This window comes from Rhizobium phaseoli (genome assembly GCF_001664385.1).
In the GTDB taxonomy this organism is placed as follows: domain Bacteria; phylum Pseudomonadota; class Alphaproteobacteria; order Rhizobiales; family Rhizobiaceae; genus Rhizobium; species Rhizobium phaseoli.
On the sequence record NZ_CP013532.1, the window covers coordinates 1,970,208 to 1,983,559 of the forward strand.

The following is a 13,352-nucleotide window of genomic DNA, read 5'->3' on the forward strand; positions in this document are numbered from 1 at the left end:
ATCGCGCCACATTTGTCCACATGGCTGAAACGCTTCGATTTTGGCGATTTGATGAGATGCTCGCTTTGCTCAGCAGGCGGTCTTGCCGCAGCTGCGCATATTCTTGACCTTGGCTTCGAGATCGTCGAGCCCGACGGCGCCCGGCACCAGTTCGTTGCCGATCACGTAGGACGGCGTGCCGCTAATGCCGAGGCTGGAGGCGAGCTGGTAGGTCGCCTGAACGATGCCGTCATTCGGGCTCTTCGCCATCTCCGCGCGGATCTTGTCTTCGCTGACGCCGAGCGAGGCGGCGACAGCGATCGCGCTTTCGTCCGAGGCGCGGCCCTCACTGCCGAGCAGGGCGACGTGGAAATCGGCGTATTTCTCCGGCGCCAGCTTGCGGAAGGCGTCCGCCACCTTGTGGGCGGCGACCGAATCCGGCCCGAGGATCGGAAATTCCTTGAGCACGAATCGGACGTTCTTGTCCTTTTTCAGCATCGCCTGCATGTCGGGAAGCGCATGGCGGCAGTAGCTGCAATTATAATCGAAGAACTCGACGACGGTGACGTCGCCCTTCGGGTTGCCGAGCGCGACGTCGTTCTTCGAATCGAAGATGTCGGTCGTGTTCTCTTGGATCGCCATATTGGCTTTCACCAACCGCTGGGCTTCCTGTTTCTTCTGCAGTGCCTCCTGGACGTCGAGCATGATCTCGGGATTCTCGATCAGGTACTGCTTGATGAATTCGCCGAACTCCTTCTTCTGCTGGTCGTCGAGCGCTGCTGCCGGAAACGGAAGGGCAATCGATGCAGCAAGCGCCAGCGCGGTGAAGGTTTTCGGGAAAAATGCCATGTTATCCTCGTCATCGGCGATGTGGCCTCTCTCCATCGAGAAGACCGTCGCCGGGTTAATGGACTTGAATGCGTCGCGTCAAGGTACGGTGCGTTTGGTTCTGCTCAAACAGGAATTTTTCATCCCCGCGTCACGCTCGCGGGATTGTGATGAGCGGATTAATGCGGCAATTGTCGGGCCGCCATTGAAGAAGTCGAGCGAGAAACGATCTTGTTTTCCATATCCAAACGCAGCGAAGTCGAGCCTTTTCACGCCATGGATGTCCTGGCCGAGGCGACGAAACGGCGCGCCGACGGCCATCCCGTCATCTCGATGGCGGTCGGCCAGCCTTCGCATCCGGCACCGCGGGCGGCGCTCGAAGCAGCGCGCGAAGCCCTTGCCGAGGGCCGGATCGGTTACACCGATGCGCTGGGAACGGCACGGCTGAAATCGGCACTAGCCTGGCACTACAAGGATCGGCACGGCCGGGAGATCGATCCCGCACGCATTGCCGTCACCACTGGCTCCTCGGCCGGCTTCAATCTCGCCTTTCTGTCGCTCTTCGATGCCGGTGATGCGGTGGCGATCGCAAGACCGGGTTATCCCGCCTATCGCAATATTCTTGGCGCCCTGGGCCTGAAGGTCGTCGAGGTGCCGGTGACGGCCGAGACCCATTTTACCCTTACGCCCGAGAGCCTCGAGGCGGTGCAGAAAGAAAGCGGAGTCAGACTGAAGGGTGTGCTGCTCGCCAGCCCCGCCAATCCGACCGGCACGGTGACGGGCCGCGAGGGGCTGAAGGCGCTTTCGGATTACTGCGCGGCCCATTCCATCGCCTTCATTTCCGATGAAATCTACCACGGGCTGACTTTCGCCGGCGAGGAGGCGAGCGCACTCGAACTGACCGACGAGGCGATCGTCATCAACTCCTTCTCTAAATATTATTGCATGACCGGCTGGCGAATCGGCTGGATGGTGCTGCCCGAACGGCTGGTGCGGCCGATCGAGCGGGTGGCGCAGAGCCTCTACATCTCCCCGCCCGAACTCTCCCAGATCGCCGCCACCGCCGCGCTTGGCGCAGGCGACGAGCTCGATCGCGTCAAAGCAAGTTATGCCGCCAACCGCGACCTGCTGCTCGACCGCCTGCCGAAGATCGGCCTTACACCGGCTTCGCCGATGGACGGCGCCTTCTACGCCTATCTCGATGTTTCCCGCTTCACCAATGACAGCATGGGTTTTGCCAAACGCATGCTCGCCGAAATCAACGTCGCCGCAACGCCCGGCCTGGATTTCGATCCGCTGGAGGGGCATCGCACCCTGCGTCTATCCTATGCGGGCTCGCAGGCGGAGATCGCCGAGGCGGTGGAGCGAATTGCTGGCTGGTTGAAGTAGCGTTCCGCGAGGACAAGCAGCTGCTTGTCTTCATATCCATCAGCCGCGCGATGAAAACAGCGAGGCAAGCGTCGAAGCCGGCTTGTTGTTCAGCCGCGGCACGACCACCAGCTGCTTGATGTCGCCGCGCTTGTAGGCGGCCAGGAAGCGCTTGTAATCCTTGAAGGAGACGCAGCCGTTGGAATCGCCGTTCTTGCCGAGCATGTAGGTGTGGGCGAGCAGGCCGACGCGGTCATAGATGGCATCCGAACCCTCGACCGGCGTCAGCCGGATCGCCGCGACGCCATGGAAAAGAGCTTCGCGCATGGTGAGGATATAGGTGTGCGGCGGCGTCGGTCCGCGCATCTTCTGGTTGGCGTAACGCGGATTGTCGCGCATCTTGCCGAGGCCGGAATGGGCCTCTAGCCGTTCGCCGTTCGGCAGATAGACGGTGCTGTTCTCGATGTCGTAGATGGCGACGCCTGCGCGCAGCTTCGGCGAGAAGACCGGCTTGTCGTAACGCGGGACTGAGTCGTCCTCGTCGTCTTCGATGACAGAATTCGGTTTGGCGTAGGCAAGGACGGGCTCGGCCGAACGCGGCGCTCCCTGGGAGCCCGGGGCCGGTTTGCCGATCAGGCCGTCCGGACGTGCCATCGGCAGCGGTACGGAACCGGTGTCCGGCGCCAGCACGAGATCGAAGGGCTGCCGCTCTTCGGCCTCGGCAACTTCTACCGTCGCAGGTTTTTCCTCCGGCAGCGACGCCGTCTTGACGGCCGGCTCGACCGGGGCTTGCGCAATCTGCTGCGGCCCGGCATCGGCAAGGGCGAGCAGGGCAGGAAGTTCAACGGCTGCGACGGCTTCCTTGGACGGAATGATGATGCGGTCATCCTCGTTCTCTTCCGCCTCCGCCCGGGCAAGCTCAACCGGCTGCGTGACGCTATCGTCCTTGACGAATTTCGCGGTGTCGGAAGGCGTTGCTGCGGCAACGGCGACCGGCGGTTCGGCAGGGTTCACGAGGCGATTCTTTGCAAGCGCCAGCGATGCCGCTGCGGCGGCATTGGTCTTTTGCGCATGCGATTGGATGAGATGAGCTGTCAGGGCTACGACCGGCTTGGCATCGAAGGCGGCCAGCCGATCGGCTTTGCCGACATGGATCAGTCGTTCGTGGGACGTCGCCGGCTTGGGCTTCGGCGCCGACGCGACATGCGTGAAGCTCTCGGACGGCGAAACGGGTGCGCCGATCGAATGCATTGTCGCGAAGGTCGCGATCAGCCATGTGGAGGTCAGAAGTCCGGCGCCAACAACGCCGTAAAGAAAACCGCGAGATCTGCGTGAACGAAAAGCAGATCCGCCAAGAGAGGTGGCGCCATCAAACGCCCCGACCGCAAACGCCATACTAAACTCGTCTTTCAAACTCGCTACGCAGGCCGGCGGCACTGACTGTCTACATTTCGCCGGGGCCGGTAATGGCGCAAATTGGCCGAATTTAGACCGCTTGCGACATCCGACTGTTTCGCAAGGATGACGAATTATGGTTTCTAATTTGTTTACGCGGTGTTGCGCTTTCTCATGACGTCTCAAAAAGAGATGCGGCCGGTATCTGTCAGACGCGTTCCATCACATAACTGCCCGGCGCTTCCTCGATCGCATTCAGCGCATCGCCGCCGGGTTTGCGGGCCGCAACGCGTCTGCCGTCATGCGTCTCGATCCAGGCCCGCCAATGCGGCCACCACGATCCCGGCGTCTCGGTCGCCTGCTCGAGCCAGGTTTCGTACTCGCCCTTGGCTGGGCCGCCCGTCCAGAATTGGTACTTCTTCTTGTCGGGCGGGTTGACGACGCCGGCGATATGTCCCGAGCCGGTGACGACGAATTCCACCTTGCCGCCGAAGAACCGGCTGCCGAGGAAGACGGATTTGGCGGGGGCGATGTGATCCTCGCGGGTGGCGAGATTATAGATCGGGATCTTTACGTCCTTCAGCGACACAGGCTTGCCGTCAAGGATCATTTCGTTCTGCGTCAGCGCATTGCGGAGATAGCAGTTGCGCAGATAGAAGGCATGATTTGCCGCCGCCATGCGGGTTGAATCGGCGTTCCAGAACAACAGGTCGAAGGGCAGGGGCTCCTGCCCCTTGAGGTAGCTGTTGACGAAATAAGGCCAGATCAGCTCGGAAGCGCGCAGCATGTTGAAGGCCATCGACATCTTCGAACCGTCGAGATAGCCGGCTGACTTCATATGCTCTTCAAGCGCGGCAAGCTGCTCCTCGTCGACGAAGACCTTGAGATCGCCGGCATGGGTGAAGTCGACCTGGGTGGTAAAGAGCGTCGCGGTCTTGATGCGCTTGTTCTTCTCCTTGGCGTGCAAGGCCAGCGTCGCCGCCAGCAGCGTGCCGCCGACACAATAGCCGACGGCATTGACCTCCTTCTCGCCGGTCGCCTTCTCGATCGTGTCGAGCGCGAAATCGATGCCTTCGCGGGCATACGCCGCCCAGTCCTTCTCGGCGTGGCGCGCATCCGGGTTGACCCAGGAAATGACGAAGACGGTCTGCCCCTGGTCGACGCACCATTTGATGAAGGATTTCTGCGGGTTGAGGTCGAGAATATAGAATTTGTTGATCCAGGGCGGGCAGATCAGCAGCGGCCGCTTCAGCACCGTTTCGGTCGAGGCTTCGTACTGGATGATCTGGCAGATGTCGTTCTGGGCGATCACCTTGCCCGGCGTCAGCGCCATGTCGCGGCCGACGGCGAATTTCGTCATGTCGGTCTGTCGAAGGCGCAGATCGCCATGTCCGGCGGCGATATCCTCGGCGAGCATCTTCATTCCCCGCACCAGGTTTTCGCCGTTGCTGGCGATCGTCTCGCGATAGAGCTGCGGATTGGTGGGAATGAAGTTGCTCGGCGAAAGCGCGGCGGTGATCTGCTTCACGTAGAAGCCGGCCTTGTGCTTGGTGTGCTCGTCAAGGCCGTCGGTCTCCGACACCAGCTTCTCCACCCAGTCACTGGTGACGAAATAGACCTGGCGGAGAAAATCGAAGAACGGATTCTTCTGCCAGTCCTCGTCGGAGAAACGCTTGTCCTTGCGGGTGTCGGGCTCGGGCGGCAGGGGCTCGCCCTGCAGTCCGCTCATGCTTTGCATGCGTTGCATCGAGCGCATCCAGATGCCGAAGAACGAAGACATCAGCTGCGTCTGCGCCTCGAAGGTGCGGCGGGGATCGGAAATCCAGTATTCGCTGACCTTGGACAGCGTCTTGACCATGTCGGCCATCGGATCGATGGCGGTTTCTGTGATCTCGCCGCGTTCGCGCGGCGCAAGCCAAGCCGAAGCAGCTTGCCCGAGATTTTCGAGCGCCCGGGCGAAATTGATCGCCATCGTCTCGGGATCCTTCAACACATAGGGATCGAGATCGGTTGTGTCGAAACCGGCCTTGCCGCCATTTTTCTGGCCGCCACTCTCCTGCTTGCTGTCGGTCACCATTTCCTCCGGCGGCAGCACCCTTTGTATCCCTTCGTTGTACATCGTGACCGAACGAGAAAACAAGTTCCACCCGCATCGGCTCGTGCTATTGCTTTGTGGCTGCGACAAATTTAACAGTCGAAGCAGTCAGAACTGGATTTTGAGGCATGACGAAGAACGGCATTCGGCGCATCGCAACCTTCAACCGCACCGCATTGATTTGCGCCGCGGCGGCGATGGCCCTTGCCGGATGCAATCTGACGGCGGAGGAGAAGGCCGCGGCCGCTGCCAAGCGCGCGGCGCCGACCGCCGTCGTCATGCCGGCCACCAAGGGCGATGCGGTCGAAGGTGGCCTGTCGAAGTCGCCGGACGGCTATCCGAATTTCGGCGCGCCGCTGACGGCCGCCAATGTCCAGATGAGCGACGAGCAGGCGGCCGAGCTGCAGCATCAGCTGACCGCGCTTGCCGCCCGGCGCAAGGCCGGCGCGATCTCGGAAGCCGAATATCAGGCCAAGGTCGCGGAAATGCGCCGCCTGGCCGCCGAGCACGGCGAGCAGACGCTCTCCGAAATCTCCAAATAGACCTTGCCTTTCAAGCGATTTGGACGCAAAGCCTTCGGCAAGGATCGGAAGATGCGATTTTCCTGATAATGCGCCTTGCGCGGCCTTTTCGTCAAAGATTTGCCGCGTGGCTTGGGTCTGATGAATACGGCGCTGCGATTCTGAAGTTCGTGTCGCAGCCGCCGGAAGACGGAACGAACTTCGACTGCGGCCCGAAATGCCGCCTTTCCATGGGGAATGAAATGGAAGAGTTTCACAAAGTCCGGCGTTTGCCGCCTTATGTTTTCGAACAGGTCAACCGTTTGAAAGCAAGCGCGCGAGCGGGCGGCGCCGATATCATCGATCTCGGCATGGGAAACCCTGACCTTCCCACTCCCCAGGCGATCGTCGACAAGCTCTGCGAGGTCGTGCAGGACCCGCGCACTCACCGTTATTCGTCCTCCAAGGGCATTCCAGGCCTGCGCCGCGCCCAGGCCGCCTATTACGCCCGCCGTTTCGGCGTCAAGCTCAACCCGGATACGCAGGTGGTCGCCACCCTGGGCTCCAAGGAAGGCTTCGCCAACATGGCGCAGGCGATCACCGCGCCCGGCGACGTCATCCTCTGCCCGAACCCGACCTATCCGATCCACGCCTTCGGCTTCCTGATGGCGGGCGGTGTGATCCGTTCCATGTCGGTTGAGCCGGATGAGAGCTTTTTCCCGCCGCTCGAGCGCGCCGTCCGGCATTCGATCCCAAAGCCGCTGGCGCTGATCCTCAACTATCCCTCGAATCCGACCGCTCTCGTGGCGACGCTCGATTTCTACAAGGACGTCATCGCCTTCGCCAAGAAGCACGACATCATCGTGCTCTCCGACCTTGCCTATTCCGAGATCTATTTCGACGGCGCGCCGCCGCCGTCGGTTCTCGAAGTGCCGGGCGCAATGGATGTGACGGTCGAGTTCACCTCGATGTCGAAGACCTTCTCCATGCCCGGCTGGCGCATGGGTTTTGCCGTCGGCAACGAGCGGCTGATCGCCGCCTTGACCCGCGTCAAGTCCTACCTCGACTACGGCGCCTTCACGCCGATCCAGGTGGCGGCGACCCACGCGCTGAATGGCGATGGTTCCGACATTGCGGAAGTCCGCAACGTCTATAAGCGCCGCCGCGACGTCATGGTCGAAAGCTTCGGCAAGGCCGGCTTCGACGTGCCGCCGCCGGCTGCGACCATGTTCGCCTGGGCGAAGATCCCGGAAAAGTTCCGTCATCTCGGTTCGCTGGAATTCTCCAAGCTCTTGGTCGAGAAGGCCGACGTTGCCGTTGCCCCGGGTATCGGCTTCGGCGAACAGGGCGACGATTACGTTCGTCTGGCGCTTGTCGAGAACGAACACCGCATCCGCCAGGCTGCGCGCAACATCAAAAAGTTCATGTCGACGGCGGACGAGACGATGCATAACGTCATTTCGCTGAACGCTCACCGCTAATCTCAACTCTCGGCAGCCGCTTTCCGCGGCTGCCGCCACACAGACATTTCAGGATCGATTCATGGCAGATGCCCTCAAAATCGGCATTGCGGGCTTGGGCACCGTTGGCGCCTCGCTTGTCCGCATCATTCAGCAGAAGAGCAACGAGCTTGCCGTCACCTGCGGGCGTCCGATCACCATCACGGCGGTCTCCGCGCGCGACAAGACTAGGGACCGCGGCATCGATCTCTCCGGCGTCACCTGGTTCGATCGGCCGGAAGATCTCGCCGAGAAGGGCGACATCGACGTCTTCGTCGAATTGATGGGTGGGGCCGAAGGCCCTGCCAACGTCTCGGTGCGCATCGCACTCCAGCGTGGTCTCCATGTGGTGACAGCCAACAAGGCGCTGCTTGCCTATCACGGCGTCGAGCTTGCGACGATTGCCGAAGAGAAGGGCTCGCTCCTGAACTTCGAAGCGGCGGTCGCCGGCGGCATCCCGGTCATCAAGGCGCTGCGTGAATCGCTGACGGGTAATGCCGTCTCGCGCATCTACGGCATCATGAACGGCACCTGCAATTACATCCTGACCAAGATGGAGAAGGAAGGGCTTTCCTTCGCCGAATGCCTGAAGGAAGCGCAGCGGCTGGGTTATGCCGAGGCCGATCCCGCCTTCGATATCGAAGGCAACGACACCGCCCATAAACTCGCTATCCTGACGACGCTCGCCTTCGGCAATCGCATCGCGGCCGACGACATCTATCTCGAAGGCATCACCAACATCTCGATCGAGGATATCCATGCCGCGGCCGAACTCGGCTACCGCATCAAGCTGCTCGGCGTTGCCCAGCGCACCGATACCGGTATCGAGCAGCGCGTCCATCCGACCATGGTGCCGGTCGATTCGGTCATCGCCCAGGTGGACGGCGTCACCAATGCGGTGGCGATCGAATCCGACGTGCTCGGCGAACTGCTGATGGTCGGCCCCGGCGCCGGCGGCAATGCTACAGCCTCGTCTGTGCTCGGTGACATCGCCGATATCGCCAAGAGCCAGCCGGGCGCCCAGCGCGTGCCGGCGCTCGGGCATCCTGCGAAGGCGCTGGAGCCCTACCGTAAAGCGCAGATGCAGAGCCACGAGGGCGGTTATTTCATCCGCCTGACGGTACTCGACCGCACCGGCGTCTTTGCAAACGTCGCAACCCGCATGGCCGAAAACCACATCTCGCTCGAATCGATCGTTCAGCGCTCGAAGCAGCATCTGGCGCCGTCGCACCACCAGACAATCATTCTCGTTACCCATGCGACGATGGAGGAGTCGGTGCGCAAGGCCGTCGCCTCGATCAAGTCGGAAGGTTATCTCTTCGGCGAGCCGCAGGTCATCCGCATCGAGCGGCCGAAAGAGGAAGCTTGATCCTTTCCATTCGGGAACACGAGCCGCCCTGTCTTCTTGAACTACCCGCGAAAGTTGGACATCGAACTTCGCGGCAGTTCGCGATGGGGCGGCTTTTTCTGTTCATCGTGCAACTCACCGTACGGAAGTCTATATTAACAAATGCGCAAATATTGATATAAATAAAACCACAGATGGTGAGTCGTCGGCGTGGAGAATTTCATGAGCAAGGACAGCCATGCCGGGAAGGGGTATGGCTTCCCGAGCGAGGTGCCGCCTAACCATCCTGATGTGCCTCAGGAAATTCTCAAGCCGCTCCATCGCGACAATCGCGACGAGATTCCCGATGACATTGACGGCGAAGAAACCGAAGGCCGCAACTGGGCCATTCTGCTGACGCTCTTATCGTTCCTGCTGGTGCAAATCGGCGGCATCGCCATGATCGTCTGGGCGATCTTCTGGTAAAAATCCGTGTCTGCAAGTCCATCGCTATGTTATCTCCGCTGCTCCTGTAGAAAGAACAGATGACATCAGCGGAGTTTGGCATGGCAGATCTCGTCGATCCGGTACAGCGCGCGTTTCTCGGCGTGGAGAAATCCGCGCTCGACAATCGCTGGGTTGCGCGGCTCGATCAGGCCGGCCAGAATCGGGCGCTCGCCATGTCGCAGGTTCACGGGCTGCCGGATCTGATCGCTCGCGTCCTCGCCGGGCGCGGCGTCCCGGTGGACGAGGCGATCGAATTTCTCGATCCGACGATCCGCAGCCTGATGCCCGATCCTCACACGCTGACCGACTGCGAGAAGGCGGCGACCCGCCTCGTGAGCGCGATCGAGCGCGGCGAAAACGTGGCGATCTTCGGCGACTACGACGTCGACGGCGCGGCCTCATCGGCGCTGATGTTCCGCTTTCTCAGCCATTTCGGCGTCAAGGCGAACATCTACATTCCCGATCGGATCTTTGAAGGTTACGGCCCCAATCCGGCGGCGATCAACCAGCTGATCGACAATGGCGCCCGGCTGATCGTCACCGTCGATTGTGGCTCCACCAGTCACGAGGCGCTTGCAGCTGCCGCCGCACGCAATATCGATGTCGTCGTTATCGATCACCACCAGGTGACACATGAGCTGCCGCCCTGCCATGCGCTCGTCAACCCGAACCGCGAGGACGATCTCTCGGGGCAGGGGCATCTGTGCGCGGCCGGCGTCGTCTTCATGGTGCTGGTGGCGACGCTGAGATTACTGCGCGCGGCCGGCAACAAGCGCATCCTGGCCCTCGACCTGTTGCAATGGCTGGACATCGTCGCGCTCGCGACCGTCTGCGATGTCGTGCCGCTGAAGGGGCTCAACCGGGCCTATGTGGTCAAGGGGCTGGTCGCCGCCCGTCACCAGAGCAATGCCGGGCTTGCCGCACTCTTCCGCAAGGCCGGGCTCGCCGGCCCGGTGACACCCTATCATTTCGGCTTCCTGATCGGCCCTCGCATCAATGCCGGCGGACGAATCGGCGATGCCGCGCTTGGAAGCCGCCTGTTGACGCTCGACGATGCCGGCGAGGCTGAACTGATTGCCCAGCGCCTCGACGAACTCAACCGCGAGCGCCAGGCCATGGAGGCCATGATGCTGCAGGAGGCGGAAGCCGAGGCGCTGGCCGAATATGGCGACGGCGAGGGCGCCTCCGTCATCGTCACCGCCCACGAAAAATGGCATCCCGGCATCGTCGGGCTGATCGCGGCGCGGCTGAAGGAAAAGTTCAAACGGCCGGCCTTCGCGATCGCCTTCGATCCCTCCGGTCGCGGCACCGGCTCGGGCCGCTCCATCAACGGCTTCGACATGGGCAGAATGGTGCGGGCGGCGGTCGACGAGGGGCTGCTCGTCAAGGGCGGCGGCCACGCCATGGCCGCCGGGCTGACCGTCGAGCGCGCCGATCTCGGCAGGCTCAGAACCTTCTTCACCGAAAAAGCGGCAAGGACGGTGGCGAATCTCGTCGCCAACGAGACGCTGAAGATCGACGGGGCGATTGGCGCCAGCGGCGCCACGCTCGAACTGATCGACCGCCTGGAGGCGGCCGGCCCCTATGGCTCCGGCCACGCCCAGCCGCTCTTTGCCGTGCCGGCGCACCGCGTGCGCGACGCCCGCCTGGTCGGTGAGAAACATGTGAAGGTGACGCTGGAGGCAATGGACGGGTCGCGGCTCGATGGAATCGCCTTCCGCGCCGCCGATACGGCGCTCGGCAATCTTCTCGTCAATTCACGCGGCGCGAGCCTGCATGTGGCGGGTACGCTCGGCGCCGATCATTACCAGGGCGCCCGCCGCATCCAGATGCGCGTCTGCGATGCCGCGCCGGCAAAATAAAATGCCACACAAAAATGCTGACGATGAGGAATTCGAAAGGGGAAAGTGGCACGCCCTAGGGGAGTCGAACCCCTCTTCCCAGAATGAAAATCTGGTGTCCTAACCGATAGACGAAGGGCGCTTCCTTCGTGGTGGCGCCCTTATAGTCAGCACCTTCAAAAGCCGCAAGCGCCAAGGCGCGAAAAAATCATCGTTTTCGCCGATTTTTTTGCGGCTGTGGAAAATCGCGGCGAACGGTATCGCGGACCGGAGGAATTCAAGCCTGGCGGATCGTCTGGGCGGCACTACGCACCGCCTACAGGAGTTCTGCGCGACGCCTTGCCAGACCTGCCGCCTCGAGGACATGCGGGCAGCGGTCGCCTCGTCGATGAATCGGATTTGATGCGGCGCCCGCTCGCCAAAGAGAAGGCTCTAACCCGAATGTGGTACGCCCTAGGGGAGTCGAACCCCTCTTTACAGAATGAGAATCTGTCGTCCTAACCGATAGACGAAGGGCGCAGGCCGGCTTTGTTAAAATAGGCGCGCATACCGGCTTCTGCAAGCGGTTGCGATGGCTTCGATATGGAGAGAGTGGCACGCCCTAGGGGAGTCGAACCCCTCTTCCCAGAATGAAAATCTGGTGTCCTAACCGATAGACGAAGGGCGCTTCCTTCGTGGTGGCGCCCTTATAGTCAGCACGTTCAAAAGCCGCAAGCGGCAAATTCGATTTTTTTCAAAAAAATGACAGATATTTTCTCGGGGCCAGCATTGGATATTACCGCTGCCGAATCAACGGCTTGTATGGCTTGCCGGAAGCGCGGAAAAACAAGCTGACGTAACGGGATGCCATTCCATGCGGGCGATCTCAGATCGCTCTGGCGGTCGTCATGGGTGCGCGTTTGCCGCCGCAGCCCCAGTTCCAGTCGCGGCTCTTGCCGGTGTCGAGATGGACGGAATCCGTGTGGCAATAGGTGCCGACGCCGCCGCGATCGGGCAAGGAGCGGATATAGGCGGCGATATCCCATTTCGACACGCCGTCGATCTGGATGTCGGCGGCCTCGCAGCTCTTGTGCATCGATTCGTCAGCGCCGCCGACCAGGCGGTTATGTTCTTCGTCGCGGTAGCCGGAGGTGACGATGACGGGCCGGCCGAAATGATTCTCGACCGTCTTGATCACTTTCAACAGGTCGGGCCTGAAGCAGCCGACCTCGACACGATCGTTCTGGACATGCAGCCCGTTCGGCGCGACACGCGTCACGCCGGGCAGGGCGGCCTTGTGCAAGAGGCCAGACAGGCTGCCGAGCAGGTTCTGCTTCGGCGCGCTGTAGAGCGCGTTCGTCGTCGAGGCCGGAATGCCGCCTGTCGCCATCGCGGCGGTTTGAACCGGCACAGGCTGCGTGCCGGAGTTCTCCGAGGATTGCTGCGGCAGCACCGGCGTCTCCGGTTGTGCGGGCACAGCAGGCTGGCTGTAGACGCTGCTTCTTGTCGGTGCCACGCCCTGCGTCGGCGCATAGGCCTGCGGCTGGATGATGGTGGACGTGCTGTTGTTTTGCGGCAACGGCTGGTGATCCGAAAAGATGCTCATCGCCTGCGCGTTGATCCGTGTCGACTGCATCACCAGTCCGCCGATATTGGCAGGCGCTGCGATTGCCGGATCGGCCGGCGGAACGACGGCATTCGGATTCGCTGCCACGCCCGGGGGCGCGGCCTGGGCGCCGGAGACATTGACGAGCCGGGGATCGGAGTAGACCGAGCGTGGCGCAGATTTCGCGGGCGCTGCCCCGGCAAGCTCGGGCGCTGCGGCCGCTGTTGCCGGAACCACCGGAACTGCGGCGGCTGAATCGAGCGCCTTCTTGTCCAATGCGCAGCCGGACAGCGCCAGCAGCGAGGTGGCGATCAGCAAAGCGCCCGTTACAGGCATCCGCATCTCATTGTTACGCAAGCAACCAGTCTCCAGTTGATGCAGAAAACGGCCGAAAATCGCCATTTTCCGCGTCGAGTCGGCTGGAGATT

At 61.8% G+C, this 13,352-nt stretch carries 10 protein-coding genes and 3 tRNA genes; 6 read left to right on the plus strand and 7 right to left on the minus strand.

The annotated features are described in order from the left end of the window. Positions 1 to 69 precede the first annotated feature (69 nt). On the minus strand, positions 70 to 828 hold the full coding sequence (locus tag AMC88_RS09620; protein WP_004671239.1) for a DsbA family protein: 759 nt from the start codon (positions 826 to 828) through the stop codon (positions 70 to 72). A gap of 210 nt (positions 829 to 1,038) precedes the next feature. Between AMC88_RS09620 and AMC88_RS09625 the strand changes: the two genes are divergently transcribed. Next, positions 1,039 to 2,196, plus strand: coding sequence for a pyridoxal phosphate-dependent aminotransferase (locus AMC88_RS09625; RefSeq protein ID WP_012483637.1), 1,158 nt, complete (start codon positions 1,039 to 1,041; stop codon positions 2,194 to 2,196). Between the two features lie 39 nt (positions 2,197 to 2,235). Here AMC88_RS09625 and AMC88_RS09630 read toward each other — a convergent pair whose 3' ends face one another. Both AMC88_RS09630 and AMC88_RS09635 read right to left on the minus strand, forming a co-directional pair. Continuing rightward, the gene (locus AMC88_RS09630; RefSeq protein WP_012483638.1) at positions 2,236 to 3,570 is read right to left on the minus strand and encodes a DUF2778 domain-containing protein; all 1,335 of its coding nucleotides are present in this window, start codon (positions 3,568 to 3,570) and stop codon (positions 2,236 to 2,238) included. Positions 3,571 to 3,778: 208 nt separating this feature from the next. Then, positions 3,779 to 5,647 carry a PHA/PHB synthase family protein gene (locus tag AMC88_RS09635; RefSeq protein WP_012483639.1) on the minus strand — a complete coding sequence of 623 codons (1,869 nt, stop codon included), beginning with the start codon at positions 5,645 to 5,647 and terminating at the stop codon, positions 3,779 to 3,781. A 146-nt stretch (positions 5,648 to 5,793) separates the two neighbouring features. On the opposite strand from AMC88_RS09635, the gene AMC88_RS09640 reads away from it, so the two are divergent. The 5 genes from AMC88_RS09640 to recJ all read left to right on the plus strand — a co-directional run bounded on the left by AMC88_RS09640 (position 5,794) and on the right by recJ (position 11,360). Then, positions 5,794 to 6,207, plus strand: a complete 414-nt coding sequence (locus AMC88_RS09640; protein ID WP_004671231.1) for an SHOCT domain-containing protein — start codon at positions 5,794 to 5,796, stop codon at positions 6,205 to 6,207. Positions 6,208 to 6,428: 221 nt separating this feature from the next. Next, positions 6,429 to 7,646 (plus strand): LL-diaminopimelate aminotransferase, encoded by a 1,218-nt coding sequence (locus tag AMC88_RS09645; RefSeq protein WP_029531151.1) that lies wholly within the window; start codon positions 6,429 to 6,431, stop codon positions 7,644 to 7,646. Positions 7,647 to 7,707: 61 nt separating this feature from the next. Beyond that, positions 7,708 to 9,033 carry a homoserine dehydrogenase gene (locus AMC88_RS09650; RefSeq protein ID WP_012483641.1) on the plus strand — a complete coding sequence of 442 codons (1,326 nt, stop codon included), beginning with the start codon at positions 7,708 to 7,710 and terminating at the stop codon, positions 9,031 to 9,033. A 201-nt stretch (positions 9,034 to 9,234) separates the two neighbouring features. Continuing rightward, positions 9,235 to 9,477, plus strand: coding sequence for a hypothetical protein (locus AMC88_RS09655; protein ID WP_004675950.1), 243 nt, complete (start codon positions 9,235 to 9,237; stop codon positions 9,475 to 9,477). An 80-nt stretch (positions 9,478 to 9,557) separates the two neighbouring features. Further along, positions 9,558 to 11,360 carry a single-stranded-DNA-specific exonuclease RecJ gene (gene recJ / locus AMC88_RS09660; RefSeq protein WP_012483642.1) on the plus strand — a complete coding sequence of 601 codons (1,803 nt, stop codon included), beginning with the start codon at positions 9,558 to 9,560 and terminating at the stop codon, positions 11,358 to 11,360. A gap of 46 nt (positions 11,361 to 11,406) precedes the next feature. Here the strand turns inward: recJ and AMC88_RS09665 are convergent. The 4 genes from AMC88_RS09665 to AMC88_RS09680 all read right to left on the minus strand — a co-directional run bounded on the left by AMC88_RS09665 (position 11,407) and on the right by AMC88_RS09680 (position 13,281). After that, positions 11,407 to 11,481: transfer RNA gene (locus AMC88_RS09665), tRNA-Glu, on the minus strand. 302 nt (positions 11,482 to 11,783) lie between these two features. Next, positions 11,784 to 11,858, minus strand: a tRNA-Glu gene (locus AMC88_RS09670). Positions 11,859 to 11,931: 73 nt separating this feature from the next. Then, positions 11,932 to 12,006, minus strand: a tRNA-Glu gene (locus AMC88_RS09675). Between the two features lie 198 nt (positions 12,007 to 12,204). Then, complete coding sequence (locus AMC88_RS09680) at positions 12,205 to 13,281, minus strand: YcbK family protein (RefSeq protein WP_041683874.1); 1,077 nt, start codon at positions 13,279 to 13,281, stop codon at positions 12,205 to 12,207. Positions 13,282 to 13,352: the final 71 nt, after the last annotated feature.

Bases quoted from the DNA above. Each gene is read 5' to 3' on its own strand.
- AMC88_RS09630 (WP_012483638.1), bottom strand. From the start codon at position 3,570: ATGGCGTTTGCGGTCGGGGCGTTTGATGGCGCCACCTCTCTTGGCGGA.
- AMC88_RS09635 (WP_012483639.1), bottom strand. From the start codon at position 5,647: ATGGTGACCGACAGCAAGCAGGAGAGTGGCGGCCAGAAAAATGGCGGC.
- AMC88_RS09640 (WP_004671231.1), top strand. From the start codon at position 5,794: ATGACGAAGAACGGCATTCGGCGCATCGCAACCTTCAACCGCACCGCA.
- AMC88_RS09620 (WP_004671239.1), bottom strand. From the start codon at position 828: ATGGCATTTTTCCCGAAAACCTTCACCGCGCTGGCGCTTGCTGCATCG.
- recJ (WP_012483642.1), top strand. From the start codon at position 9,558: ATGGCAGATCTCGTCGATCCGGTACAGCGCGCGTTTCTCGGCGTGGAG.
- AMC88_RS09655 (WP_004675950.1), top strand. From the start codon at position 9,235: ATGAGCAAGGACAGCCATGCCGGGAAGGGGTATGGCTTCCCGAGCGAG.
- AMC88_RS09645 (WP_029531151.1), top strand. From the start codon at position 6,429: ATGGAAGAGTTTCACAAAGTCCGGCGTTTGCCGCCTTATGTTTTCGAA.
- AMC88_RS09650 (WP_012483641.1), top strand. From the start codon at position 7,708: ATGGCAGATGCCCTCAAAATCGGCATTGCGGGCTTGGGCACCGTTGGC.